At 70.7% G+C, this 24,249-nt stretch carries 26 protein-coding genes; 14 read left to right on the forward strand and 12 right to left on the reverse strand.

Annotated elements, in window-relative coordinates; genetic code table 11:
* The first annotated feature begins 53 nt into the window (after positions 1-53).
* The 6 genes from HNR67_RS31020 (at position 54) to HNR67_RS31045 (ending at position 4,703) form a co-directional block, all read left to right on the forward strand.
* The gene (locus HNR67_RS31020) at positions 54-428 is read left to right on the forward strand and encodes a hypothetical protein (RefSeq protein ID WP_185005718.1); all 375 of its coding nucleotides are present in this window, start codon (positions 54-56) and stop codon (positions 426-428) included.
* Between the two features lie 55 nt (positions 429-483).
* Positions 484-1,071 (forward strand): carbonic anhydrase, encoded by a 588-nt coding sequence (locus tag HNR67_RS31025; protein ID WP_185005719.1) that lies wholly within the window; start codon positions 484-486, stop codon positions 1,069-1,071.
* A gap of 8 nt (positions 1,072-1,079) precedes the next feature.
* On the forward strand, positions 1,080-2,570 hold the full coding sequence (locus HNR67_RS31030; RefSeq protein ID WP_185005720.1) for a SulP family inorganic anion transporter: 1,491 nt from the start codon (positions 1,080-1,082) through the stop codon (positions 2,568-2,570).
* Between the two features lie 121 nt (positions 2,571-2,691).
* Positions 2,692-2,982, forward strand: coding sequence for a DUF4342 domain-containing protein (locus HNR67_RS31035; protein WP_185005721.1), 291 nt, complete (start codon positions 2,692-2,694; stop codon positions 2,980-2,982).
* A gap of 82 nt (positions 2,983-3,064) precedes the next feature.
* Entirely contained in the window at positions 3,065-3,964 is a 900-nt protein-coding gene (locus HNR67_RS31040; RefSeq protein WP_185005722.1) for an SAM-dependent methyltransferase, read from the forward strand.
* 28 nt (positions 3,965-3,992) lie between these two features.
* Complete coding sequence (locus tag HNR67_RS31045; protein ID WP_185005723.1) at positions 3,993-4,703, forward strand: FadR/GntR family transcriptional regulator; 711 nt, start codon at positions 3,993-3,995, stop codon at positions 4,701-4,703.
* On the opposite strand, the gene HNR67_RS31050 is transcribed toward HNR67_RS31045, so the two are convergent.
* Entirely contained in the window at positions 4,680-4,934 is a 255-nt protein-coding gene (locus HNR67_RS31050; RefSeq protein WP_221490118.1) for an alpha/beta fold hydrolase, read from the reverse strand. The two genes, HNR67_RS31045 and HNR67_RS31050, sit on opposite strands and share 24 nt — an antisense overlap.
* Between HNR67_RS31050 and HNR67_RS31055 the strand changes: the two genes are divergently transcribed.
* Positions 4,924-5,388: a VOC family protein gene (locus HNR67_RS31055; RefSeq protein ID WP_185005724.1), complete on the forward strand. Its 465-nt coding sequence runs from the start codon at positions 4,924-4,926 to the stop codon at positions 5,386-5,388. The genes HNR67_RS31050 and HNR67_RS31055 overlap by 11 nt on opposite strands.
* A 74-nt stretch (positions 5,389-5,462) precedes the next feature.
* On the forward strand, positions 5,463-6,077 hold the full coding sequence (locus HNR67_RS46855) for a phage tail tube protein (protein ID WP_456064361.1): 615 nt from the start codon (positions 5,463-5,465) through the stop codon (positions 6,075-6,077).
* A 96-nt stretch (positions 6,078-6,173) separates the two neighbouring features.
* Here the strand turns inward: HNR67_RS46855 and HNR67_RS31065 are convergent, their stop codons facing one another.
* The 3 genes from HNR67_RS31065 to HNR67_RS43785 all read right to left on the reverse strand — a co-directional run bounded on the left by HNR67_RS31065 (position 6,174) and on the right by HNR67_RS43785 (position 8,685).
* On the reverse strand, positions 6,174-7,181 hold the full coding sequence (locus HNR67_RS31065; protein WP_185005726.1) for a hypothetical protein: 1,008 nt from the start codon (positions 7,179-7,181) through the stop codon (positions 6,174-6,176).
* A 562-nt stretch (positions 7,182-7,743) separates the two neighbouring features.
* Positions 7,744-7,908: a hypothetical protein gene (locus tag HNR67_RS31070; protein ID WP_185005727.1), complete on the reverse strand. Its 165-nt coding sequence runs from the start codon at positions 7,906-7,908 to the stop codon at positions 7,744-7,746.
* 360 nt (positions 7,909-8,268) lie between these two features.
* A complete protein-coding gene (locus HNR67_RS43785; protein ID WP_221490119.1) occupies positions 8,269-8,685 on the reverse strand; it encodes an alpha/beta fold hydrolase in 417 nt (138 codons plus the stop codon).
* A 370-nt stretch (positions 8,686-9,055) separates the two neighbouring features.
* Here HNR67_RS43785 and HNR67_RS31080 point away from each other — a divergent pair, with 370 nt between their 5' ends.
* Positions 9,056-9,292 (forward strand): hypothetical protein, encoded by a 237-nt coding sequence (locus HNR67_RS31080; protein ID WP_185005728.1) that lies wholly within the window; start codon positions 9,056-9,058, stop codon positions 9,290-9,292.
* Here HNR67_RS31080 and HNR67_RS31085 read toward each other — a convergent pair.
* The gene (locus HNR67_RS31085; protein ID WP_185005729.1) at positions 9,228-9,842 is read right to left on the reverse strand and encodes a TetR/AcrR family transcriptional regulator; all 615 of its coding nucleotides are present in this window, start codon (positions 9,840-9,842) and stop codon (positions 9,228-9,230) included. The two genes, HNR67_RS31080 and HNR67_RS31085, sit on opposite strands and share 65 nt — an antisense overlap.
* 103 nt (positions 9,843-9,945) lie before the next feature.
* On the opposite strand from HNR67_RS31085, the gene HNR67_RS31090 reads away from it, so the two are divergent.
* Entirely contained in the window at positions 9,946-11,082 is a 1,137-nt protein-coding gene (locus tag HNR67_RS31090) for an FAD-dependent oxidoreductase (protein ID WP_185005730.1), read from the forward strand.
* Entirely contained in the window at positions 11,079-11,726 is a 648-nt protein-coding gene (locus HNR67_RS31095; protein WP_185005731.1) for a DUF3159 domain-containing protein, read from the forward strand. The genes HNR67_RS31090 and HNR67_RS31095 overlap by 4 nt, the downstream gene beginning before the upstream one ends.
* On the opposite strand, the gene HNR67_RS31100 is transcribed toward HNR67_RS31095, so the two are convergent.
* Positions 11,689-12,630, reverse strand: a complete 942-nt coding sequence (locus HNR67_RS31100) for a helix-turn-helix transcriptional regulator (RefSeq protein ID WP_185005732.1) — start codon at positions 12,628-12,630, stop codon at positions 11,689-11,691. The two genes, HNR67_RS31095 and HNR67_RS31100, sit on opposite strands and share 38 nt — an antisense overlap.
* 93 nt (positions 12,631-12,723) lie before the next feature.
* On the opposite strand from HNR67_RS31100, the gene HNR67_RS31105 reads away from it, so the two are divergent.
* Both HNR67_RS31105 and HNR67_RS31110 read left to right on the forward strand, forming a co-directional pair.
* The gene (locus HNR67_RS31105) at positions 12,724-13,311 is read left to right on the forward strand and encodes a dienelactone hydrolase family protein (RefSeq protein WP_185005733.1); all 588 of its coding nucleotides are present in this window, start codon (positions 12,724-12,726) and stop codon (positions 13,309-13,311) included.
* Between the two features lie 112 nt (positions 13,312-13,423).
* Positions 13,424-14,272, forward strand: coding sequence for a glycoside hydrolase family 16 protein (locus HNR67_RS31110; RefSeq protein ID WP_185005734.1), 849 nt, complete (start codon positions 13,424-13,426; stop codon positions 14,270-14,272).
* Between the two features lie 47 nt (positions 14,273-14,319).
* On the opposite strand, the gene HNR67_RS31115 is transcribed toward HNR67_RS31110, so the two are convergent.
* The 5 genes from HNR67_RS31115 to HNR67_RS43790 form a co-directional block, all read right to left on the reverse strand.
* The gene (locus HNR67_RS31115) at positions 14,320-15,771 is read right to left on the reverse strand and encodes a bifunctional 3-(3-hydroxy-phenyl)propionate/3-hydroxycinnamic acid hydroxylase (protein WP_185005735.1); all 1,452 of its coding nucleotides are present in this window, start codon (positions 15,769-15,771) and stop codon (positions 14,320-14,322) included.
* Positions 15,768-16,706 carry a fumarylacetoacetate hydrolase family protein gene (locus tag HNR67_RS31120; protein ID WP_221490120.1) on the reverse strand — a complete coding sequence of 313 codons (939 nt, stop codon included), beginning with the start codon at positions 16,704-16,706 and terminating at the stop codon, positions 15,768-15,770. The genes HNR67_RS31115 and HNR67_RS31120 overlap by 4 nt, the downstream gene beginning before the upstream one ends.
* Positions 16,703-17,839 (reverse strand): VOC family protein, encoded by a 1,137-nt coding sequence (locus HNR67_RS31125; protein WP_185005736.1) that lies wholly within the window; start codon positions 17,837-17,839, stop codon positions 16,703-16,705. The genes HNR67_RS31120 and HNR67_RS31125 overlap by 4 nt, the downstream gene beginning before the upstream one ends.
* A 375-nt stretch (positions 17,840-18,214) precedes the next feature.
* Positions 18,215-18,817: a hypothetical protein gene (locus HNR67_RS31130; RefSeq protein ID WP_185005737.1), complete on the reverse strand. Its 603-nt coding sequence runs from the start codon at positions 18,815-18,817 to the stop codon at positions 18,215-18,217.
* 137 nt (positions 18,818-18,954) lie between these two features.
* A complete protein-coding gene (locus tag HNR67_RS43790) occupies positions 18,955-19,677 on the reverse strand; it encodes a hypothetical protein (RefSeq protein WP_221490121.1) in 723 nt (240 codons plus the stop codon).
* A 305-nt stretch (positions 19,678-19,982) separates the two neighbouring features.
* Between HNR67_RS43790 and HNR67_RS31140 the strand changes: the two genes are divergently transcribed.
* The gene (locus HNR67_RS31140) at positions 19,983-20,609 is read left to right on the forward strand and encodes a TetR/AcrR family transcriptional regulator (RefSeq protein WP_185005738.1); all 627 of its coding nucleotides are present in this window, start codon (positions 19,983-19,985) and stop codon (positions 20,607-20,609) included.
* Here the strand turns inward: HNR67_RS31140 and HNR67_RS31145 are convergent.
* Complete coding sequence (locus HNR67_RS31145) at positions 20,593-24,249, reverse strand: family 78 glycoside hydrolase catalytic domain (RefSeq protein ID WP_185005739.1); 3,657 nt, start codon at positions 24,247-24,249, stop codon at positions 20,593-20,595. The genes HNR67_RS31140 and HNR67_RS31145 overlap by 17 nt on opposite strands.

A 24,249-nucleotide genomic window follows, 5' to 3' on the forward strand; every position in this document is an offset into this window, starting at 1 on the left:
CCACATCGATCTTGAACAGTATGCTTGGCTTGAGCCAATAGGAGGGATGTGCGGTGCGCCGGGTGGTACTCGCGATCGTGTTGAGCCTGATCGGCGTGCTCACGCCGATCTGCGAACTGCACGTCGCCGAGGCCATGGTGCGTTCGGCGTCCGGCTCGCACAGTCCGGACCCGGCCAAGGAGCCGCAGAAACCGGCCAAGGAACTGCCGAAAAAGGAGAATCACAAAGAGGATTCGCCGCGGAAGAACACGCGGGAGACCCTGCTCCGGCTTGAGCTGCGGCGGCCCCGTCCGGCGAACGAAGTCCTGGTCGCACAACGGTCCGCGCTGCTCACGCGACCGGTCCAGGCTGCCCGTCCGGCGCAGGACCCGGTCGAGCACCTGCGTGACTTACGCACTCAGCCCGCTTTGCAGGTGTTTCGGAACTGATCGGCACGCACATCGCCGAACAGTCGAATACACACAATGCACAGCGAGGGATCACATGGATATCCGTCGGTTGATCGAACGCGCCCGCGAACACCCCATCCGCCGTTCGAAGGACACCGGACGCACTCTTGCCGCCGGTCAGCAGCCCACCGCCCTGTTCATCACCTGCGCGGACTCGCGCATCGTGCCTGCCGCCATCACCGGGGCCGAACCGGGCAGTCTGTTCGAGTTGCGCACCGCGGGCAACGTCATTCCCGAATATCGTCCGGACGAGTGCTCCAGTGAGATGGCCACCATCGAGTTCGCGGTGGTCGGGCTGCGGGTGCCCGAGATCATCGTGTGCGGCCATTCCCATTGCGGCGCGGTCAGCGCGCTGCACGGCGCGGCCCTGGACCACCTGCCGACCATGCGCGGCTGGCTCTCCCGCCACCACCGGCTGCCCGAGGCGATCACCTCGATCGACCCGGCCCTGCGCGCCGAGGGCCAGCAGCACCTGCTGAACCAGCTGCGCGCGCTGGAGACCTACCCGTTCATCCAGGACCGGGTGCGGGCCGGCGAGCTGCGGGTGCACGGCTGGTTCTACGACATCGAGACCGGCGACGTGCTCACCCCGGCCGCGGCCACCGCCTTCGGACCGCTGTGAGCGCGACCGTGACCAGGACCATCGACCGCCTCGACCGGACCGCCGCCCCGCCGGCCAGGCCCGGGTGGCGGCGGACCTTAGGCCCGGACCTCGGCGCCTCGCTGGTGGTGTTCCTGGTGGCGCTGCCGCTGTGTGTCGGCGTCGCGGTGGCCTCCGGGGTGCCAGCCGAACTCGGCATCGTCACCGGCATTGTCGGCGGCATCGTGGTCGGCCTGCTGCCCGGCAGCACCATGCAGGTCAGCGGGCCGGCCGCGGGGCTGACCGTGCTGGTGGCCGACGCGGTGGCCAAGCACGGCCTGGCCGCGCTCGGGCTGATCGTGCTCGGCGCCGGGCTGCTGCAGATCCTGCTCGGCGCACTGCGCTGCGGCACCCTGTTCCGGGCCATCTCCCCCGCCGTGGTGCAGGGCATGCTGGCCGGCATCGGACTGGTGCTCATCCTCGGCCAGCTCTACCCGCTGCTCGGCGGCCGCCAGCCGGTCGGCACCTGGGACAAGATCGCCGGACTGCCCGGCCTGCTCGGCTCCGCCCTGACCACCACCCCAGGGCTGAGCGCGCTGGCGGTAGGCGCGCTCACCCTGGTCGTGCTGACCCAGTGGCGGCGTGCGCCGAAGCGGCTGCGGGTGGTGCCGGGTGTGCTGGTCGGCGTGGTCACCTCGGCCGTGGTGGCCCTGCTGGCCGGACTGGACGTGCAGCGGATCCAGGTGGGCGACCTGCTGCGGGAGATCCAGCTGCCGGACTTCTCCCTGCTGGACGCGGGCATTCTCGGCTCGGCACTGGTGTTCGCGCTGGTGTCCTCGGCGGAGAGCCTGTTCAGCGCGGCCGCGGTGGACCGCATGCACAGCGGGCCGCGCACCAGGTACAACCCGGAACTCATCGCCCAGGGCGTTGGCAACACGCTGTGCGGACTGCTGGGCGCGCTGCCGATGACCGCGGTGATCGTGCGCAGCGCGGCCAATGTGCAGGCCGGTGCGCGGACCAGGGCGGCCCGGGTGCTGCACGGGGTGTGGCTGCTGCTGTTCGTGGCACTGCTGCCCGGCCTGCTGGCCTACCTGCCGACCGCGGTGCTGGCCGCGCTGCTGGTGCACGCGGGCTGGAAGCTGCTGGGCGTGCGCGGGGTCGCGGCCATGCTGCGGGCCGACCGGGCCGAGGGCGCGATCCTGCTGCTCACCGCCGGTCTGATCCTGGCAACCGACCTGCTCACCGGCACCCTGGCCGGTCTGCTGGCCGCGGTGCTCAAGACCGCGTGGGACGTCTCGCACCTGTCCGTGCAGGTCACCCCGCACGGCCCTGAGGACGAGGTGGTGGTGCTGCGCGGCAACGCCACCTTCCTGCGCCTGCCCCGCCTGCTCGCGGTGCTGGAGGGCCTGCCGCTGACCAAGCACGTCCGGCTGGACCTGCGCGGCCTGCGGCACCTGGACCAGGCGTGCGAGCAGGCCATCGAGCACTGGGCGGCCCGGCACCAGGCCACCGGGCTGGACGTGGAGGTGGTCAAGGAGTGATCCCCGGCGCCCTGGCCCGACGGGGTAAATCAGGTGAGGTCAGGGACAAACCCTGATGGCGGGCCGCCGGGCCGCGGGCACAGTGGTGGTGTCAAGGGAGTTCCGCAGCACGAGGAGAATCATGAGCGAGTCCAAGCCCGAGTCCGCCCCTTCCGCCGTCGACTCCGTCGTCGACGCCGTTCGCGGGCTGGTCAACGAGGGCATCAACCGTCGCGTGGTCGTGCGTGACAGCAAGAACGACGTGCTGCTGGAGGTGCCGGTGGCGCTCGGGCTGGTCGCGGCGCTGGCCGCGCCGGTGGCGATGACGATCGGCGCCGGGGTCGCGCTGGCGGGCAAGTGCGGGATCAAGCTGGAGAACCGCCAGCAGCCCGGCGCCGCGCCCGCGACCACGGTCGACGCCGAACGGGTGTAGTCGGCAAGCAGGCCCTGGCCCCACTGCGCACGAGCAGTGGGGCCGGCCGCACGCCGGGAACCCATGCCGCAGACTGCTGTACATGAGCACCGACGGCATCGCCGACGCCTACAACGACAGCAGCGTGCTCTTCCGGGTGCTGGGCGCCCTCGGCTGGGGTGATCTGGTCAACGTCGGCTGGCTGACCTGGCCCACCCTGCCACTGGCGATCGGCGGCCTCGGCCGGTTCCAGCGCAGGCTGGTGCGCAACTCACTCGCCCTGCTGGAGGCGCGGCCGGGCGAGGTCGTGCTGGACGCCTGTTGCGGGCGCGGGCTCACCACGGCCTGGCTGGCCCGGCAGGGCTGCCAGGCGCTGGGCGTGGACATCCAGCCCGAGCAGATCGCCGAGGCCAGCGCCCGGTTCGGGCACCAGCCGGGCGCCGGCTTCGCCGTCGCCGACGTCACCGCTCCCCCGCCGCGGGCCGGTGCGGTCGAGCTGTCCGACGGGTCGCTGGACCGCATCCACTGCCTGGAGGCCGCCTTCCACTTCGGCCCGGCGGGCAGGCAGGCGTTCCTGACCCAGGCGCACCGCCTGCTGCGTCCCGGCGGCAGGCTGGTCCTGGTCGATTTCACCTGGCGCACCAACGATCCAGGGACCATCGCCACCCTCGACCCGGACCGCCTGGTCCGCGACACCTGGCACTTCGCCGAGTTCGAGCCACTGGACCGCTACCTCAGCACCGCCGCGGCCACCGGTTTCACCGTGCACGCGGTGCACGACTGGACCCCGCACGCCCTGGCCCATTACGGCCGGGTGGCCCCGGTGCTGCGCCGGATCCTGTCCACCGGGGCCGGGCGGTGGGCGGCCCGCCGGTACCGGCCGGCGCTGGCCGGGCTGACCGAGGCCGACTGGCGCCAGCTGATCCGGATCATGGACGCGCATATGACCGGACTGGTCGCGCCGTGCCGCTACACCGCCCTGGTCCTGGACAAACCGGCCTGACCCAGCGCGGCTGTGCGAGGATTTGACCATGACCTCGGTCCCGGACCGCATCGCCGACGACATCGAGCGGGAGATCCTGGCGCAGCGACTGGACTCCGGCGCCCGGTTCGCCTTGCGCACCGAGCTGATCGAGCGGTTCGGGGTCAGCGCCAGCGCGATGAACGAGGCCCTGCGCATCCTGCGGGAGCGCGGCGTGGTGCAGGTCAAGCCGGGCGCGCAGGGCGGGGTGTTCATCGCCCAGCCACCGCCGCAGGTGCGGCTGGGCGTGCTCGACCTGTGGTTCCGCGGGTTGCAGGTCGATGCCGTGGAACTGTTCGAGGCGCGCTCGGCGCTGGAGGACAGCCTGTCCGGGGTGGCGGCCGAGCGCGCCACGCCTGCGGACGCCCGTGATCTGGACTGGGCGCTGGAGGAACTGCGCGAGCGGCGGGCGGATCCCCGGCTCTACCTGGAGGCCACCATGCGCTTCCACGGGGTGATCGCCCGCGCCGCCCGCATCCCGGTGCTGGCTGGCATGTACGAGTCGGTGGTCACGCTGCTGCGCGGGGCGCTGGTGCGCGCGGAGTTCGCGGTGCCGGACGCGCAGGCGGCGCTGGCGCGCAACATCGAGGTGCACGCCCGCCTGGCCAAGGCCATCGCGGCAGGCGACCGGGAGGCACTGGCCGCCGCGCTCGCCGACCACCGGGTCGACCTGGTGCGGCTCGGGCAGCCCGACCGCTCACCCGGTCGTGATTCGCGCTGAGTCCGGCGCGTCCTCGGTGAGGAACCGCTCGACCAGCTCGATGAACCTCGGCCCCTGCTCGATCTGCACCCAGTGCCCGCAGCGGGCGAAGACGTGCAGCTGCGCGCGGTCGATCAGTTCCAGCAGCCGCAGCGAGTTCGACAGCGGGATGACCCGGTCGTCCCGGCCGTGCACGATCAGCACCTCGTGCGGCAGGGCCGCGATCGCCTCCTCGGGCACCGTGGCCCGCACCCACTACCAGGAAACCCTGGGCATGGACGCCGTGCACGAGCAGGACGGCCGCGTCTACCTCAAGTCCTGGGACGAGGACGACCACCACTCGGTGGTGCTTGAGGAGGGCGGCGTCGGACTGGTCAAGATCGGCTACAAGGTCACCGACGGCACCCTGGAAACCGTCGAGGACCGGGTGTGTGCCTTCGGGGCGAGCTACCAGCGCATGGCCAAGGGCGACAACGCGGGCGTCGGCGACGGGCACGGCTGGGACTGGCCCGCTGTTCAGCGGGTGGTGATCCGGCTGACCTGCCGGCACCGCGAAACGCCTCGCCGGGATCGCGCTCGGGCTGCTGTGCGCGCCAGTGACGGCCGGAACCCTGCTCTCCGGCGAACCCGTCTCCGCGCCGATCGCCGGTATCGACCCGTACACCGCCGCCGCGCAGGCAACGGCAAGCCGCACCGTTCACCCTGACCCCGATCGGCAGGCCCGTGCCTCCTTGAAGCGCGGACTCCCCGCACCACCCGGAGGATCTCCCTTACCTGGCGATGAACAGCGCGTTCGTGCGCGTCGCCGGAAGCGGGAGGTTTCCCTCTCCGCACCGGACACCCCGGAGCCACCTGACGACGCCACCACACCACACCGGACGGAACGACCCGCACCCGCAAGGTCGGGCAGGAAGGCACGGCGCACTGGCGGCAGCTCACCCCGGCCCGGTTCATCTACAAGTCCCTGGAACTGACCGTGGCGGCGGTGTTCCAGGAGAAAAGGGCGAAGTCCTCGCCGCCTACCTCGGCGGAATGCGGTTCGCCGCTGTCGGCGCCGGAACGCCGAAGAACCGCCGGGCCGAGATCAGCTCGACCCCGCGAGGCGATATCCGTGCGCTGTGCGTCGACCGGACAGACACCGTGTCCGATACCGAGAGCTACAGCCACCGCCGCTACCTGCCGCGCGCCGAGGTGTCCGAAACCCAGGATTCTCAGTTCTCGCGAACCAGGGAAGCTCGGTGGGGGATGACGTTCTCCGCACTCGCACCGGCGAAGGGCCGGAGCTACGTCGCGGTCTGGCTGACCAACGATCCAGCTGTGCTGCTCGGTGCCGCGGCGATCGCCACGGCGGCACTGGATGTGCTCGGAGCGGAGGAGCCTGCTGGTGACAGCTGAGGAACCGCCGCGGGCAGCCCGGGGTCTGGGGGCTGCGTCGTGCGCGGGAGCCGTGGCTGACGGCGTGGTGTGTCGCCAGTTCAGGCCGTCCTGTGGTCAGGGAGTGCAGCGGGTGACAGTGCCTTGGCTGGCGGGATTGAAGGTGCAGGTCGCGCCGTCGAGCCCGAGCGCGCCGCCACCGTCGACGATGGCCTCCTCGACGTTGCTCGGCCCGGGGTTACTGCCCTGGGCCGGGGTTTCCGTCTCGAAGTTGTAGCGGACCCCGCCGTTGAGGGTGATCTTGTCGACCCCGAGTCCGCCGTTGACGACCCCGAAGGTCGGGTCGACGTCGGGGTCGAAGTCGTTCTCTCCGTTGGCGGCGCCGCCGGGTTCCTGGGAGAACCGCGAGTCGGAGTAACCGCCGGTGATGGTGATGGTGTCGATACCGGCACCACCGTTGACGGTGCCGACGTTGGCGGGGGTGCCGATGTAGCCGATGCCCCTGAACCCGCCGCGCACGCTGATGGTGTCGGCACCGGTACCACCGTTGACGGTGCCCGCGTTGCCGAAGTTGTTCCCCTCCGGGAGGGTGCCGCCGTTGACGATGATGGTGTCGTTGCCGTCACCGCCGTTGACTTCGCCCGACGCACCGTTGCCGTCGGCGCCGTAGTTGGCGTTCTCGGGGACGTCGCCAACGATGATGGTGTCATTGCCGAGGCCGCCGTTGATGGTGCCTTCGTTGGCTGCTCGGGTGTCACTGACGTTGGTGTTCAGCTTGGCGAAGAACTTGTCGTTTCCCGCGCCGAGATTCACGATGTCCTTGGTGCCGTCGTCGCCCAGCAAAACGCCGCCGAAGAACACGTCATCATCCCCGCCCAAGGCGTTGACTGTCAGCGGGTACTCACTGTTCTGCGCCAAAGTCGCGTGACATTTGATGACGTCGTTTCCCGCCGTGCCGTTGATCGTGACGCGCCCCAGCAGGAGTGTTCCGGTGGTGAGGACGCCGTTGACAGTGCACATCGGCGGCGGCGCGGCCGACGCGACCGGCGCGGCCGGCGCGGCCGCGATAGTGAACATCAGGGGCGCGCACGCCACCAGAGCGAGTCGGGGAATTCTGGAACCCATCTTGGGCCTCCTTCGACAGAAGGAAGTGAGCATAATCATGGAAGTGTGAACGCCCACCCTTTCGAGGAATTTCTCCCATTTTTCCCTCGGTCGAGGGTCACCCACACGAGTTATCCCACTTCGTTACACGATCCACCGATATTCACCCTTTTGCCAGTGTGCGCACTGCCAAAGGTGCACATTGACCATATTTGCGGAAGCGACCAGTGCCCCGGCCACGACCGCCGATGACGCCGAGGAGTTCTCGGCCGCCGTGCTGAGGGAGTTGGGCCGGGGAAACCCCTGACGGTCGCCGATCCGGACCGCTGTCCAGAAGTGGGCGGAGCCCGAGGCGTCGCAGTGGCTGATCGTCGACGATGAACGCCTGGGTGACCGGAGAATTGACGCTCGGCAGCGCCATGGGGAACACGCTGATCGTGAAGAGCAACCCGCTCCAGCTCACCTGGCCGAAGGCGGATTGGACGGTTTCCGGGAGGAACAAGAGCGGCAGGTGGCACACCGCCCACGCGGCGCCCGGCGCCATTCCGGTCTGGACGCGGTTCAGCGACGCGCGCAGCCGCGGCTACGCCGTGCCCCGCCACCCCGGCTCCTCCGACAGCGGACCCGCGACCAGCATGCCGATCAGGAACGGCACCGGTGCACCCATGGTCGCGATCAGGGACTGCCCGCCGGCGAGGCTGATCTCGGGGCCGCCCAGGAGCGGTCCGAGCAGGGCGGCTCCCAGCACGGATCCCGAAGCCGGCACCAGCAGCGGCGGGGCCAGCACAACCTGGCGCCCAGCCGGAACCGCACCGTGTGCGCGGGAGCGGGCAGGCGGCTGCCGCGGCGGATTCGCACCACGATCGCGCCGATCGCCAGGCCGAAGCCGCCGAGCAGATAGGGAATGGCGGTGGGGAAACTCGTCGGTGTGCCGCCGAGTGCGATCGCGGTGGACCAGCATGACAAGGTCACGGCGAAGGTGACGACAAGAAGACGGCAAGGTCAGCGCGATACCGGACTGGGGCCTGGGCATTCATATTTTCCACTCTTTCCAGGCATGCCGAACAAGCCCTTCCACGGGATTCGGCGAATAACTTTTCGAGGTCTATCAGCCGGAACGGTCGAGTTTGCGCGCGAGCCAATCGGACACCTGTATCAGCAGGTGGGCGAGGTCGGGGATCCGGTGGATCTCGGCCCCACCCGGAACGAGCCCGCGGATCTCATCCAGGTCGGCGGGGCCGACCTGGATGTCCTTGTCCTCGGTGATCGCCAGGACCGGGAGGCCGATGGCGGCCAGGGCCGGGCGCGGGTCGTGCGCGCGCAACTCGCGCATCCATCGGGCGTTCACCGGTATGCCGGTCACCCGCACCACGTCCGCGTTCGTCCTGCTGCTCCGGCTCATGTGCCGGGTGAACAGAACCCGCGCCAGGGGCCTCAGCAGGGCCGGGAGATCATGGGTGATCCGCTCGACCTGCCACCGCACGGCCTCCGCCCCGGGACGGGCGAATCCGGCGAGCAGCACCACGGCCGCCACTTCCTCTTGCGCGGCAAGGGACATCGAGTGCACGGCGCCCGCTGTGGCCGACCACGCCGAGCACGTCGGCCCGGATGCCGGCTCGTCCGGCCAGGACGCGCGGCGCGGCGGCGGCATCACGCTGGTTGCCCAGGAAGCCGGTCGAGCGCCAGTCACCGGTGGCCAGCGGCGGTCCGGGTGCCGTGTGGGTCCGCTTGGTGTTGGCGTCGCGGTCCGGCCTGCCGGATCCGGGCAGTAGCAGGACGGCCGGGTGTGGGCCTGGCCCCGTGGGCAGGGTCAGCGTGCCGTGCAGCGGCAGTCCATCGTCCACGGTAGCGATCAGGTGCGTGTCCACGCGTCACACCTCCCATCATTGTCAATTTTGCGCTGGACCTGGAGGCTGCGCCGGATCGGCGAGGGCACGGAGGTCGAGCAGGAATGGCGACTGCTGCGCGCCGATCCCGTGCTCGGCGACACCCTGGCCGAGCTGACCGCGCTCCGCGACTACATGATCAGCAGCGTGGAGACGACGCTGGTGGCGCTGGCCGGCTGGATCAGCGAGCGTGGTCGCCGACCTGCCCGGTCAGACACTGCTGCACGAGCGGCCCGAACCGGGTGACCAGCTCCTCCACGGAGGCCGAGGCGATCGGCTCGATCCGCACGATGTAGCGCGCCACCGCGAGCCCCAGGATCTGCACGTTGACCATGCCCGCGCGCAGGGCGGCGTCCGGGGTGTCGAGCAGGGCGGCGAGCCGGTCGGTGATCTCCCGGTCGATGAACTCGCGGAGCAGGGTCTCGGACTGGTTGTCGGTGGGCGCGGAGCGGGTCAGCATCACCAGTGGGGTGCGCTCGGAGTTGTCCAGGTTGTCCAGCAGGGTGCGGATCACGCGCTCGCCGATGCCGTCCAGGCCGTCGGTGAAGATCGACTCGATGGCGGGCGGGGTACTGGCGGACATCTCGATCGCGGCGGCGAACAGGCCCTGCTTGGTGCCGAAGAAGTAGAACACCATCGCCGGATCGACTCCGGCCGCGGTGGCCACCGCGCGCACGGTCGTGCCGCCGTAACCGTGCCTGCCGAACAGGTCGCGGGCGGTGTCCAGGATCCGCTGCTTGCTCTCCGCGCCGGACCGCCAGCGGCCGGGACGACGGTGGGTGCCTTCTTCTGTCATGACCGCGCAAGCCTAACACCTGTTTCTTCATCGCTTGGTGGCGTTTCACCCGAATCGTCCGTAGGGTGTTCTTCATCAGGCGGTGAAGAAAGGTGGCTGGGGCATGAGGGTGATCGTGGTCGGCGCGGGCGTCGGCGGGTTGACGCTGGCGCAGGGGTTACGTCAGGCGGGGATCGAGGTGGTGGTGTACGAGCGGGACGGGGAGCTGGGCCGTCCGCAGGGGATCAGCCTGCACATCGACGAGCGCGGCGCCTCGGCACTGCGGGCCTGCCTGCCGGCGGCGCAGGTCGCGATGGCCGAGGCGACCATGGGCGGACCACGCGAGCAGACCCTCACACTGTCCGAAGTGGACGGTTCGCTGGTCGTCGCGAGCAGGCAGCCCGCCGACGGCCTGGCCGGTCGGGCGCGGCCGGGTCGGCAGGCCCATCGGCCGTTGCTGCGCGCGGTGTTGCTGACCGGGCTGGAAGACGTGGTGCGCTTCGACTCGGAGGTCACCCGGTTCGAGCAGCGACCGGACGGCACGGTCCGGGTGTGGTGCGCCGACGGCCGCACGGACACCGCGGACGTGCTGGTCGGCGCGGACGGGATCGGCTCGGCCATCCGCCGCCAGTACCTACCGGACGTTCGGGTGGTCGACACCGGACGGCGCATGCTCATGGGCGCGACCCCGCTGCGAGCGGTGGCCGGCACCGGCCTGCCCGACCTGATCGGCGACAGCCCCGCCAGCCTGCGCGCGGGTGACACGATGCTGGTACTGGGCGTGCTGCGGTTCACCGAATCCCCCGCCACCGCAAGGAAAGGCTGGCTGCCCGGCCTGTCCCCCAACGCGGTCGCCGGGGTCGAGGACTATGTGATGTGGGCCCTGCCCACCACCCAGGATCGCCTTGGTGCGGCCAAAAAACCGGCTGAGGTCTGGCACCGGGCCACCGAGTTGATCACGGACCTGCCCCCGGCGCTGTGCGCGGTACTGGCCCAGGCCTGGCCGGAAGCCACTGTCGCCCTGCGCATCGGCACGATCCCGCCACCGCGAGCCTGGCCCGCCAGTGCGGTGACCGTGCTCGGCGACGCCATCCACCTGGCCCCTGGCTTCGGCGCCAACCTGGCCATGCGGGACGCCCACCACCTCCGCGACGCCCTTGCCGAGGCCCACCACGGCCGCAGCACCCTGCTCGACGCGCTCGCCGGCTACGAGAACACCATGCGCCGCACCAGCTTCACCCCGGCGAAGGCGAGCGCATGAGCCTGTCCCTGCTGACCCAGAAGTCGGTCTCGTTGTTCACCGCGATCGGCGGCTGGCGCACGGTCGCCGAGGGCGTCGCCTCGCGGGCGTTGTTCCTGCTCGCCTACCTGCTCTCCGGCCAGGTGCTGACCTCCGCGCTGGTGGCGGTCGGCGGCGTGCTGGTGTTCGCGGCGGTGCGGGTGTTCACCGACGGCAAGTACTGGCAGGCCGCACTCGGACTGGTCATGGTCGGGATCTCGGCGGCGCTGGCCGGGAGCACCGGCCAGGCGGTCGACTTCTACCTCCCGGCCGTGCTCATCCAGTCGGCCGGGACCGCGGTGTTCCTGGCCTCCATGCTGGTGCGCTGGCCGGTGATCGGACTGGCGGTCGGCGCGGCCCGCGGCGAACGATTCGACTGGCGGCGGGATCCGGCCCAACGTGGGCGTTATCAGCTGTGCACCGCGATCTTCGCGACCAAGTTCGGCCTGGCCACGGCCGTGCTGATTCCGCTGTACCTGGCCGATCAGGTGACCGGGCTCGGCATCGCCGCCACGCTGCTCGGCGGTGCGCCTGCCGCGGGCGCCTGCGTCTACCTGTGCTGGCGGATCCTGCGCGGCCCGGCCGAGGTCACACCGCCGCGGCCAGTCGCGCGGCAAGGCTGCTGACCGCCGCCCGGAGTTCGGGACCGCCCTCGACGCGGAAGTCGAACGGCATCGCCGAGAGCCACTCACCGGCGACCATCGCCGGGTTGCTGGTACTGCCCACCAGCAGGCAGCGCTCGCCGTCGAGTGGCTCCAGGCGCCCCATCGGCGGCGTGACGAATCGCGCCACCTCCTCGTACGGCGCGGCGAAAACCACCCTGGTCTCGAACTCCCGGCCGGTGCCCAGATGCGCCTCCAGCAACGGCACGGGATCGAGTTCGGGCGGCGGCTCGAAGGTCTCCGCGCACTCCGCCACCGAGGCGACCCGGTCGATCCGGTAGGTGCGCACGGCGTTGACGCGGTGGGAGTGGCAGAGCAGGTACCAGAGGCCGTGCCGCACGACCACGGCCCACGGGTCCACCTCCTCCAGCCACTCCGCACCGGCCCGGCTGCGGTAACCCAGGCGCACCCGGCGCCGCCGCGCCACGGCGGTGACCAGTGCGATCGTCCACTGTGGATCGGGGCGGGGCAGGCGGGTCGGCGCGGCGGAGGCGTGCCGCCGGATGGTCGCCGCAGGCGCGCCGACGTGCTCCGGCAGCGCCCGGATCAGCTTGCCCAGCGCGTCCCCGACCGGACCGGTATCCACCGGGTGGCTGCCGTCGAGCACGGCCATGACCAGACCGAGCGCCTCGGTGGCGGTGAAGACCAGCGGCGGCAGCCGGATGCCGCGCCCAAGCCGGTAGCCGCCGTAGGGCCCGCGCACCGACTCCACCGGGACCTCGGCCTCCCGCAGCATCGCGACGTAGCGCCGTGCGGCGCGCGCGGTCACCCCGAGCTGGTCGGCGAGCCGGTCGGCGGTGATCCCCGGGTGCTCCTGGATCAGCGCCAGCACCCGGAGCGCACGCGAGGCGGGACTGACAGCGGCCATGACCCCAATCTAATGCGGAACGGATTCGTCCTGAACCACCGCTACGGTGCCGCCAGTCGCCCACCGCGATCCGAGCAGTCAGGAGTGAAGCAGATGGCCGAGGTAGTCCTGTTCCACCACGTCAGGGGACTCACCGAAGGGGTCCGTGAGTTCGCCGAGGCCCTGCGCGGCGCAGGGCACCTCGTGCATACCCCGGACCTGTTCGACGGGATCCTCCCCGAGAGCCTCGAAGCCGGGCTCGCGCTGACCCGCGAACTCGGCGACGAGTTCGACCGGCGTGCCGACCGATCGGTAGGCGAGCTGCCCGCGGAACTGGTCTACGCGGGCTTCTCCGCGGGCGAGGCGGTAGCCCAGCGCCTGGCCCAGACCCGGCCGGGCGCGCTGGGCGCCCTGCTCTACGAGTCCTGCATCCCGGTCACCGGCGAATGGGCTTTCGGAGCGTGGCCGAAGGATCTGCCGGTGCAGATCCACGGTGCCGAGGACGACGAGTTCTTCGGCGAGGACCTGCCCGCGGCCCGCGAACTCGTCCAGCTCGCCGGGCCGGATCTGGCCGAACTCTTCGTCTACCCCGGGAGTGGTCACCTCTTCACCGACAGCTCGCTGCCTGCCCACGACGCCGAGGCCACGGCGCTCGTACTCGAACGCTCAGCGGCATTCCTCGCCCGACTGGACGGTCGGTAAGCACCTCGACGGGCCTGCGTCAACGTCCGACCGACGGATTGACACACCTGTCCCCAAGGTTTGCACTGTTACTCCGCCGCCAGCGAAGAGAGCGCTCCCACTGGAGGTTGCTATGCCATCGAGGGCATCCCGCCTGCGCAGCCTGCTCGCCGCGACGCTGGCCATGGTCTGTGTTTCCGCTCCGCTGTCCGCCGCTGCCGCGCCCACCGGGTGGGTGCAGGTGTGGGCGGATGAGTTCAACCAGCCGCAGGGCACCGGGCCGGATCGCAACAAGTGGAACATGGAGATCGGCAACGGCTCGGACGGCTGGGGCAACAAGGAACTCCAGTACTACACCGACCGCACCAACAACGCGGTGGTGGACCAGGCGGGCAACCTGGTGCTCATCGCCTGGCGGGAGCAGTGGGGCAACTGCTGGCACGGCGGGGCCTGTCAGTACACCTCGGCGCGGATGACCACCCGCGGGAAGTTCGAGCGGGCCTACGGGCGGTTCGAGGCGCGGATGAAGTTGCCGGTCGGGCAGGGCATCTGGCCGGCGTTCTGGATGCTGGGCAACGACATCGACACCGCGCGCTGGCCCAACTGCGGCGAGATCGACATCATGGAGAACGTCGGCCGCGAGCCCTACACCGTGCACGGCACCATCCACGGGCCCGGCTACTCCGGCGCGCAGGGCATTGGCGCGTCGAAGAACTCCCCGGACGGGCGGCGCTACACCGACGGGTTCCACAACTTCGCGGTGGAGTGGTCGCCGACCGACATCAAGTGGTTCGTGGACGGGCAGCTCTACCAGCAGCGCACCGCGGCGGATCTGCGGGGCAACCGCTGGGTGTTCGACCACCGGTTCTTCATGATCCTCAACCTGGCGGTGGGCGGTAACTGGCCGGGCAGCCCGGATGGCAGCACGGTGTTCCCGCAGCACCTGGTGGTGGACTGGGTGCGCGTGTTCGAGTGGCGGTAGCACTCCGGCCGGACACCCTTGTGCGGCAAGGGTGTCCGGCCTGCCGCTCAATGCCGGGCGAGTAACGCGGTGATGGCGCCACGGTCCCTGGCGGTCGCGCAGACCACCCGGTCCGGGCGCACCAGCGCGGCCCGGATCTCGTTGCCGCCCAACCACTCCCCCAGTTCGCTGTCCGGTTCGACCGGCACGACCGTGAGGTCGGCCGCGGGCTCGGGCACCGGGTCCAGGGTGAGCAGGGCGTAGCCGTCGCCGAGGGTGTCGTCGAACCAGTGGCCGTCGCCGAGTGGCGGCTGCGGGCAGAGGCGGCCGACCGGCGACGAACCACGTGGGTGCAGGCGTAGTCGCGGTGACTCGTGGGCGAGGGCGAGCCGTCCCACGCCGGGGAGCCGGGCCAGGCCGCGGACGAGCAGGCGGCGCAGGGCCGCGGTGCGGCCGCTGCCACCGGTCAGCGCCCAGCCCACGGCGATGGCCGCGCGGATGAGGCTGACCATGTGCGGATCCCGTTCAGACTGGTAGGTGTCGAGCAGCTCGTCCCCGGCTTGACCGCGCAGCACCCGGACCAGTTTCCACACCAGGTTGTGCGCGTCCCGCAGGCCGGAGCCCAGGCCCTGGCCGATGAACGGCGGGGTCTGGTGGGCGGCGTCACCGAGCAGGAAGACCCGGCGCTCGCGCCAGTGTTCGACCACCTTGGCCCGGAAGGTGTAGTGCGTGCTGCGCAGCACCTGCACCTCGGCGAACGCGTGCTCGTCGAACCAGGGCGCGAGCAGCCGGGCCAGACCGGCCGGGGTGGTGAGGTCGGCGAGGTCGTCGGTGTCCAGGACGCGCAGCTCCCAGCGATAGCGGTCCCCCACCAGGTGCATGAAGGTGGCCGCGCGGCGCGGGTCGCAGACCTGGTGCACGCCGCCCCACATCGGCAGCGGCTTCGGTGCGCGGACGTCCACGACCAGCCAGGGCTCGGTGAAACCCAGGTCGCGCAGGCGGAAGTCGAGGGCGGCGCGCACGGTGCTGTTCGCGCCGTCACAGCCGAGCACGGCCGCCACCCGGACCTGGTGATCTTGGCCGTCGCGCTCGTAGCTCACCAGCGCGCCCTCGGACAGGTGGGCGATTCCGGTCACCTCGGCGTTGCGGCACAACGTGATGTGCGGGGAACGTTCGGCCGCCTCGGCGAGCAGGGCCTCCAGGTCGGGCTGGTCGAACATGGACGCCTGCGGGTGGCCGTGGCGGCCGACCGGGTTGTCCCGGCGGAACTGGGCGAAGGTGCGCAGGCCGCCGTCGAGCAGCCGCAGTCCCGGCATCGGGCGGCTGATCCGGCGGAAGCCCTCGGCCACACCGGCTTCCTGGAGGATGCGCACGACCTCGCCGTCCAGGTGCACCGCGCGCGGGAGGGGGTATGGCGCCGGATGCCGTTCCAGGACAAGGCAGTCGACGCCCCGGCGGGCCAGCAGCAGGGCGGCGGTCAGTCCGACCGGGCCTGCCCCGACCACGACCACTTCGGTCACCGGTGCTCCACCGGGGTGCACTGGGTGCCCAGGTCCAGGGCGCCGTCGTCGGTGCCGATCGAGGCGGTGATCAGGTCGCCGTGCTGGAGGTAGTCGGTGTTCTTGGCCTGTCCCTTGAGGAAGAGCCGCCATTTCAGCGCGGGCGGCAGCAGTGCGGCGAGGCGTTCCACCGGCTTCGGCGGTGCCTTCAACGCGGTGCCGCCGGGGGTGCCGGTCAGCAGCAGGTCGCCGGGCGCGAGTTCCTGGAAGCGGGCGAGCAGGGTCAGCGCGCGGGCCGGGGGCACGATCAGGTCGGCCAGGGTGTGGTCCTGGCGGGCCGCGCCGTTGACCCACAGCCGCAACCGCAGCCGTTCCAAGTGAGCGAAGTCGTTGTCCGCCAGCAACACCAGGCGTGGGCCGAGCGGGGTGAAGGTCGGGTAGGACTTGCTCTCGTAGAACTGGCCCTTGGTGAGCTGGACGTCGCGGGCGCTGATGTCGTTGGCCACCACCAGTCCGGCCAGGTACCGCGGCAGGCTCGCCTCGGTCACCGCGGTGCCGACCGGCAGTGGCGCGCCGAGCACCAGGCCGAGTTCGACCTCGTAGTCCAGCAGGGCAACGTGTGCCGGACGCACGACTGTCGCATGTGGACCGCTGATCGAGCCGGATGCCTTACGGAAGAAGGTGGGCGGCACAGTGTCGGGGTCGAAGCCGGAATCCCTGGCGTGCGAACGGTAGTTGACCATCTGGGCGACCACCCGGCAGGGCGCGGTGATCGGCGAGAGCAGGTCAAGTTCAGCGACGTCCACAGTGGACTCGTCTACGGCGGCACGCAAGGCCGCGCGGTCGGCGAGCAGTTCGGCGGTGGTCCGGGCGGCGGTGGCCACCTTCGCGGCGCGGCCGGCGCCGGGCAGTTCGACCCACCAGCCCTCGGCGGTGCGCAGGACGGTCGTGGTCATCGGGACATCGCTTTCTTCAGGGCCAGCAGCCGGGTCACGGTCAGTTCGGTGTCCTCGGCACGCAGTGCGGCGTAGACCTCGCGCAGCATGGCCGGAGACGGTGTGGCGCCGAGGAAATCGCGGGTGACCGGCGGTCCCCACTGGGCCAGACCGGAGGCCGACATCGGCGCCCAGCCGGGTTCCAGGGAGGCGTCGAACAGGTCGCCGTCGGCGAAATGCTCGACCATCAGCCGGTCCGGGTCGCGCCAGTAGTCGAAGAGCTGACTGCCCTGGATGTGGCGGCCGATCCCCCAGGTCCGGCGGTAACCGCGTTCGGCCAGGTACTCCCCGCCCGCAGCCAGCGCGTCCAGATCTGTTACCTGGTAGGCGGAATGCACGTACCCGCGCTCGGGGCCGAGGTGCATGGCCAGGGTGTGGTGGTCGGCGGCGGTGGCGCCGCGGTCGCAGCGCAGGAAGACCATGGTCGGGCCGAGATCACGCTGGCCGGGCAGGAACAGGAAGTCGCTGGCGATCATCCCGAGGGTGTCCAGGTACCAGTCCAGCGCGGCCAGGAAACGGGGTGTCTGCAGCACCACGTGCCCGAGCCGCTGCACCCTGGCCGGTTCGCGCACCGGGCGCTGGGCGGCGTTGATCCGCAGTGGCGAGCCGCCGGTGTTGTGCGGCAACGGTGATTGGCCGGGCAGCAGTGCGCCGACGTCCGCGCCGTGCACCACCCCGACCGGGATGCCGGTGGGATCGACCAGGTCGACCACCCGGCCCGCCCGTCCCGGCCCGAGCGGCCGCACCCGGGTGCCCGCGTGCCGGGCGAGCCGGTCCAGGTCGGCGCGTTCGGCCGCCTGGAAGACCGGGCCGACGAAACGTGAGCGCGGGCCGCGGCGGATCACCACCGCGTCGGTGCCCGCCAGGGTGCCGCGCAGCCGCAGTTCGTCGGCGGTGCGGGCGGCGACGGTGAAGCCGAAGTCACGGGCGAAGGTCTCCGCCCGGTCCAGGTCCGGCTTCTCGAACACCAGCCAGGCCAGGTCGAGCACCTTCACCACCGGGTTCCCGGCCCGTCCGGGATGCTCGCCGCGGCGGGCGCCGTCGGGACTGTGCAGGTCCCGGTGGGCCGTGGCCGGGGGCTGCTCAAGCGTCATCGGCCAACCTCCTGATTGCTGATTCCATCACTTCTGATGAAACTATCAATCACAAGGACAGTCCGGGTCAAGCGGTGAGCGCGGCCTCGGCCCGCCGTTGGTCGTGCTCGCCCAGCATCCGCGTCACCGTGGCCGCCGCGCAGCTCGCCGGTGAGGAACTCCAGCCCCACCTCCAGCGCCCGCAGCCGCCCGGCCGGCGTCGAGCCGCACCACGTCGACGACTTCATCGAGGCGACGAGCGCAGCCAAAGTCAGGCTCTGCCTGATGTATGAAACCCCTGCGGGGCCATACCCGCAGATTGCAGGGGATGGCCCCGCAGGATTTCACCTACTGCCGACTCCCATCTGATGCCACTATCGATGGCACTGGCTCCAGTCAGCCGTGGTGGGCGCGGAGATACTTGGTGTTGTCGTTGAACTCGCCGATACCGGGCGCAGGCAAGTCCATGGTGCGGGAGTGATCTGTGGCGGTCCGCTGGGTGAACCGGCCCTTGTCGCAGCCGTTCCAACCATGCACTGAGGACAGGTTGAGCTGCCACCACGGAGTCATCTTGATCCGGTAGCCATCCTTGTCGCAGTTGCCCTTATCGCCGTACACCTGGTCGTTGGCACGCCCGTACTTCTCGTCCTCGTAGAGGGAGACCAGGTGGGTCTTGGCCAGGGGCTCGATCTCCTTGAGCTTGGCGGAGGCCTCGTTCAAGTCGGAGCCGCACACGGTCAGCGGGTCCTTGTCGTCGTCGGGGGCGTCCTTGACAGCCAGCATCGCGCAGTACTGGTCTGCCGGGTGGTCGGCCTTGTCGGCCAGCACATGCGGGGCCACATAGGGCTTCGGGCTGGGGTCGGTGGCGAGGATGTCCCACAGGTCCCTTGGGTGCAGGCCGCTGGCCGCGGAGGCGGTGCCCGTCATGCCAAGCGCGGCCACGACGGCCAGCGACACACCCAGGGCCTTCTTGGCGCCCATGCTCTTGATCAACTTCATAAGGGCATGCTGTCAGCGCAGGCCGGTCCGAATGTTGCTTCCCGGTCGGCCCTTCGTTGCCGATTCGGTTCCGGATGTTGCTTCCCGGTCGACCTTTCGTTGCCGGCGGATTCCAGGGGTGGTTGCCACACAGGTGATCAACTGACTTCGGTCGTTAGGGGTCGCGACTCATCGGAACGCGTTGTGTCACATGGCTTTTCCGGACGGCAGGGCGTGTATGGCTGACCTGTGGGGCTGGTCGTGTTCGTGGTCGGAGAGCAGGCTTGCGATGGCACGGATGTTGTCGTTGAGTGTGTCCCTGCGGCTGAGGTGACGGGTGAGGCTGCGCCAGTTCTGAAGATGGGCGATGGTGTGCTCGACTCGGGCTTGTCGGCGAGCAGGTCGATCTGGCGGTGTCGGTGTTGATCACCAACTACAACCAGACGCTGCAGGTGCTCTCCCAGATCGGACGGGTCAACCTCGGTGACGGCCAGGGCACGGTCGGGGTGGGCGGGTTTGCCCACGAGCCGGCAGAACTCCGCGCGCTGTCCCAACCACTTGTCCGGGGTCAGCAGGTAGGTCGCGGGGCCGGAGTAGCGCCGCGAGCCGGGCACGTGCACTTCGCCAGTGCGCAGCCCATCGCGCAGTCCGAGCAGGGTGCACAGCTCCCAGTAGTCCCGGTAGGCGCTGGTGCTCCCGGACTTGCGCGCGGTGTCGAGGTCGCCGCGCCACCGTGCGGGCACGAACCCCTCCAGCGCCCCGTCGGGAACGCGCCGCGCGCCGGTGGCGTTGAGTTCGCGCAGGATCTCCACCGCCTCCAGCAGACCGGCCGCCGCGGTCCCACCGGCGAACGAGACGGCGTCCAGGACCTGCGCGGTCAAGCGGCGGCCGACGGTGGCCAGGAACCGGTGCCGCCCAGCCGGGAGCACTGACAGGTCCAGGGCGTCGGCACCCAGGCCGCGCGGGAACTCCAGCTTCGCGACCTCCGCCTTGATCGCGGCCGGGGATGCCTCGACCGTTCGCGAACACCTGCGCCGCCACCCACGCCTCCAGCCAGTACCCGAAGATCCCCAGTTCAGAAGCCTGTCGAGCCATATCCGCCCGAAATTTCCTGAGTACTACGGCGACCCCGTCAAGCCGCAGGTGATGATTTCATCAGAAGTGACATCCCCGTAGGATCGCCGTCATGACGACCCGCCTCGACCGCCGCAAGACCGAGACCCGGCGCAAGCTGCTGGACGCGGCCAGGGCCATGCTCGCCGCGGGCACCGCGCACCAGGCGAGCATCCAGGAGATCACCGACGCCGCCGATGTCGGCTTCGGCTCCTTCTACAACCACTTCCCCAGCAAGACCGAGCTGTTCGGCGCCGCGGTCGAGGACGTCCTGGAGGAGATCGGCGGGCAGCTCGACGAACTGGGCAGCAGCCTGCCCGACCCCGCCGCGGCCTTCGCGCAGTCCGTCCGTCTGGCCGGGCGGCTCGCCCGCCAACGTCCGCAGATCGCCCAGGTCATGGTGCGGCACGGCGTGGCCTACCTGGACTCCGAGCGCGGCCTGGCGCCCAGGGCGTTGCGGGACATCACCGCCGGGATCGAGTCGGGCCGGTTCCGGGTGGCCAACCCGAAACTGGCCATGGCCACGGTGGCCGGGTCACTGCTGGCGGCGCTGCACCTGTCGCTGACCGACCCGGACTTCGACGAGGACGCCGTCTACGACCAGCTCGCCGAACAGTTCCTGTGCATGCTCGGCATGCCGCAGGCCGAGGCCCACGCGCTGGTCGGCACGCCACTGCCGGTGCTCACGCCGGAGCGGTGAACACGTAGGACCCGGCGGGCAGGAAGTACGTGCCGGGCGCTGACGGCACTGCCTCGGCCGGTGCGCTGATGGCCGCCGACCGATCGGTCGGGACGCGTACCGTGGCCGACACCCCGGCCGGGATGGTCACGCGCAGGGTGAGCGTGCCGCCGGAGATCGACCAGTCGCTGGCGGCCGCGCCGTACGGGGTTTCCAGCGCCGACTTCGCCGAGGTGAGGCCGCCGCCTGGGCGGGGAGCGACCAGCAGCGCGGAGTAGGCCGGGTCCGCTGGGGCGAGCCCACCGACCGTTCGGTAGAGGAAGTCGCCGACCGAGCCGAGGCCGTAGTGGTTGAAGGAGTTCATCCCCGGGTCGTGGAAACCACCGCCCGGCCGGATGCCGTCCCAGCGCTCCCAGATCGTGGTGGCGTCCTTGCCGATCATGTAGCCCCAGCCGGGGAAGTCCGGTTGCAGCAGCACCCGGTAGGCCAGGTCGGCGTGCCCGTGCCCGGCCAGCACCGGCAGCAGGTTCTCCACCCCGAGGAAGCCGACGCTGAGGTGCCCGCCGGCAGCGGTGACCTTGGCCGCGAGCCGGTCTGCCACCGACCGCACCCGATCGGCGGGGACCAGGCCGAAGGCCAGCGCGAGGACGTGCGCGGTCTGGCTGCCTGTACCGACCGTTCCGTCGGCGGCGATGAACTTCCGGGTGAACGCGGTGGCGACCTGGTCGGCCAGTGTGCCGTAGCGGGTGGCTTCCGCGGTGCGGCCGGTGGCCGCGGCCATCCTGGACAGCAGGCGCGCCGACCAGCTGAAGAACGCGGTGGAGACCACGTCCCGCGCGGTGTCGTCGTTGACGTTGAGCCAGTCGCCGAAGGTCGGGCGATCCCGGATCAGGTCGGGACCGGCGGTGGACCGCAGGTAGTCGACCCAGCGGACCATCGCGGGGAAGTGCTTGTCGATCACGCCGGTGTCGCCGTAGCGCTGCCACAGGGTGTGCGGCACGATCACGCCCGCGTCACCCCAGCCCGCCGAGCCCGCCCCGGTCAGCACGCCGGGTGCCACGTCGGTGAACGCGCCGTCGGGGTGTTGCGCGTCGACCATGTCGTCGGCGAACTTGCCGAGCAGGTTGCGCACGTCGAGGTTGAACGCCGAGGTGCCCGCGAAGATCGCGATATCGCCGGTCCAGCCCAGCCGTTCGTCCCGTTGCGGGCAGTCGCTCGGGATGGACAGCATGTTGGCCCGTTCACCCCAGAGGATGTTGTGCTGCAACTGGTTCAGCATCGGGCTCGAGGTGCTGAAGGTGCCGCTGCGGGCACCGCTGGTCCACATCGCGCGCCCGGTGAGGGTGCCGGTGGTCGGCGCGGCCGGCAGGCCGGTCAGCTCCACGTACCGGTAGCCGTGCACGGTGAACCGGGGCTCGTAGACCTCCGGCTTTCCGTTGCCCGCCAAGATGAAGCGGTCCGTGACGGCGGCCGCACGCAGGTTGTCGGTGTAGATGGTGCCGTCGGGGTTGAGCACCTCGGCGTGCCGCATGGTCACCGTGGTCCCGGCCGGTCCGGTCACCTCCAGGCGGTTCCAGCCGCTGAAGTTCTGGCCGAGGTCCAGTACCCACACGCCCGGCTTGGGCTGGGTGATGGCGACCGGCCGGAACTCCTGCTGCACCCGCACCCCGTTGTCCGCCTGGGGAACCAGGTTCGGCTTGGCACCCGTACGCACCCCCGCGCCCGGCCAGCCGCGGTCGTCGAATCCGGGGCTGTCCCAGCCGCCGGCCTCGGCGCGGGCGTCGTAGGTCTCGCCGTGGTAGAGGTCGTCGGCGCGGATCGGTCCGTCGATGGTCTTCCAGCTGCCGTCGGTACGCACGAGGGTGCTGGTGCCGTCGGGGTGGGTGAGGTGGAGCTGGGCGGAGTACCAGGGCTGGGTGCCGTAGCGCTGGGCGCCCGCGATGCCGATGCTGCCGGAGTACCAGCCATTGCCGAGCAGCGCGGCCAGGGTGTTCTCGCCCTGGCGGATCTGCCGGGTCACGTCGGACACCTTGTACTGCAGGCGTTTTCCGTAGTCGGTCCAGCCTGGGGCCAGCACTTCGGTGTCTACTTTGGACCCGTTGAGCCTGGTCTCGTGCAGGCCCAGCGCGGTGCTGAGCAGGTTCGCCCGCACGACCGGCTTGCTCACGGTGAAACTCTTGCGCAGCAACGGGGCCGGGCGACTGACCGCCACCTTGGACTCCCACGGGCCGCCGCCGTAGGTCGCCAGCGCCCGCGCGGCAGGCCACCCGCTGTCGTCGAACCCTGGCAGCTCCCAACCCGCCGGTCCGGTCTGATCGGACTTCCAGCCGCTGTCGGTCACCACTGACTGTCCACTGGGGACAGTAAGACTGGCGATCACCCCGGCCGGGCTCTGGCTGGTGTTCTCGGCGCGGATGGCGATGGTGTTGGTACCAGCTTTGAGTTTGCCCGTCAGATCCAGCACGGCCGCCCGTTTCCACGAGTCGGGCGCGCGGTCGGCCGAACTCACCTCGACGCCGTTGACCCACACGGACGCGGTGTCGTCGCCGGTGACCACCAGGGTCGCCTTCGCGGGTGCGGCGGCGAGGTCGAAGGTGCAGCGGAAGTGCCGGGTCGCGGCCGGGACACCGGCGAGCGGATCGCCCTCCGGGTACCAGATCCAGCTCGCGCCCGCGAGGCTCGGGGCGGTCCCGGCACTGCCGATGAACTCGCCCGACCACTCGGTCGAGGGAGTACGCAGGCTGGTCTCGAAGCGCTGGGTCGCACTCCAGCGGCTGGCCCTGCCCTGGCCGTCCCAGACCCGCACCCGCCAGGTGTAGGCGGTCAGCGAACCGAGTGGCGGGCCGTCGTAGGGCACGTCGACCTGCTGGGTGGCGGCGACCCGGCCGCTGTCCCAGACTTCGCGACCGGCGGCGGAAACTACCACCTGGTAGGCGGATTGGCGTTGCCGCGCCTGGGCCGAGGCCAGTTTCCAGCCGAAGCGCGGTCGCGCCGGGTCGATGCCCAGCGGGTCGCGCCGGTGTTCGACGGTCGCCTCGGCCACGCTCAGCGGGGAGCCACCCGCGGGACCGGGCGCGGTGATGCCCCGACCCCAGGGCGCGATGCCGTAGCCGCCCAGGTCCGCGACGCTCCCCCAGTCACCGTCGGCAAAACCGGGCTGCTCCCAGCCTTCCGGGACGGCCTGGGTGGACTTCCAGCTGCCGTCGGTGACCAGCTCGGTCGTCCCCGACGCGGTGGCGATGTGCAGGCGGCCGAGCAGTCCGGCGGGCCCCATCGTGTTGCGGGCGGACACGGCGAGGGTGTTGCCGCCCGCGCGCAAGGCCGGGCGCAGGTCGACCACGAGCGCGGTGCGCCACGAGCCGGGGTCGCGGGGCGAGGAGGCAAGGGGTTTGCCGTTGAGCCACACGTCGACCATGTCGTCGGCGGTGACCACGAACCGGGCGTCACGGACCGCGCCCTCGGCGACGGTGAACGTCTTGCGGAAGTAGCGGGTCGCCGCGGGTGCGTCGAGCTGTGGCCTGCCCTCGGCATGCCAGACCCAGTGCGCGCCGGACAGTTCGGCGAGTGGGGCGGCGTCCACGGGTGGTGCCGCGGAGACAGGGAGGACCAGCAGTGCCGCGAATGCGGCGGTGACGGCTCGGGTGAACGTCGAGAACGGCAT

The sequence above is a fragment of the Crossiella cryophila genome (assembly GCF_014204915.1).
GTDB classification, from domain to species: domain Bacteria; phylum Actinomycetota; class Actinomycetes; order Mycobacteriales; family Pseudonocardiaceae; genus Crossiella; species Crossiella cryophila.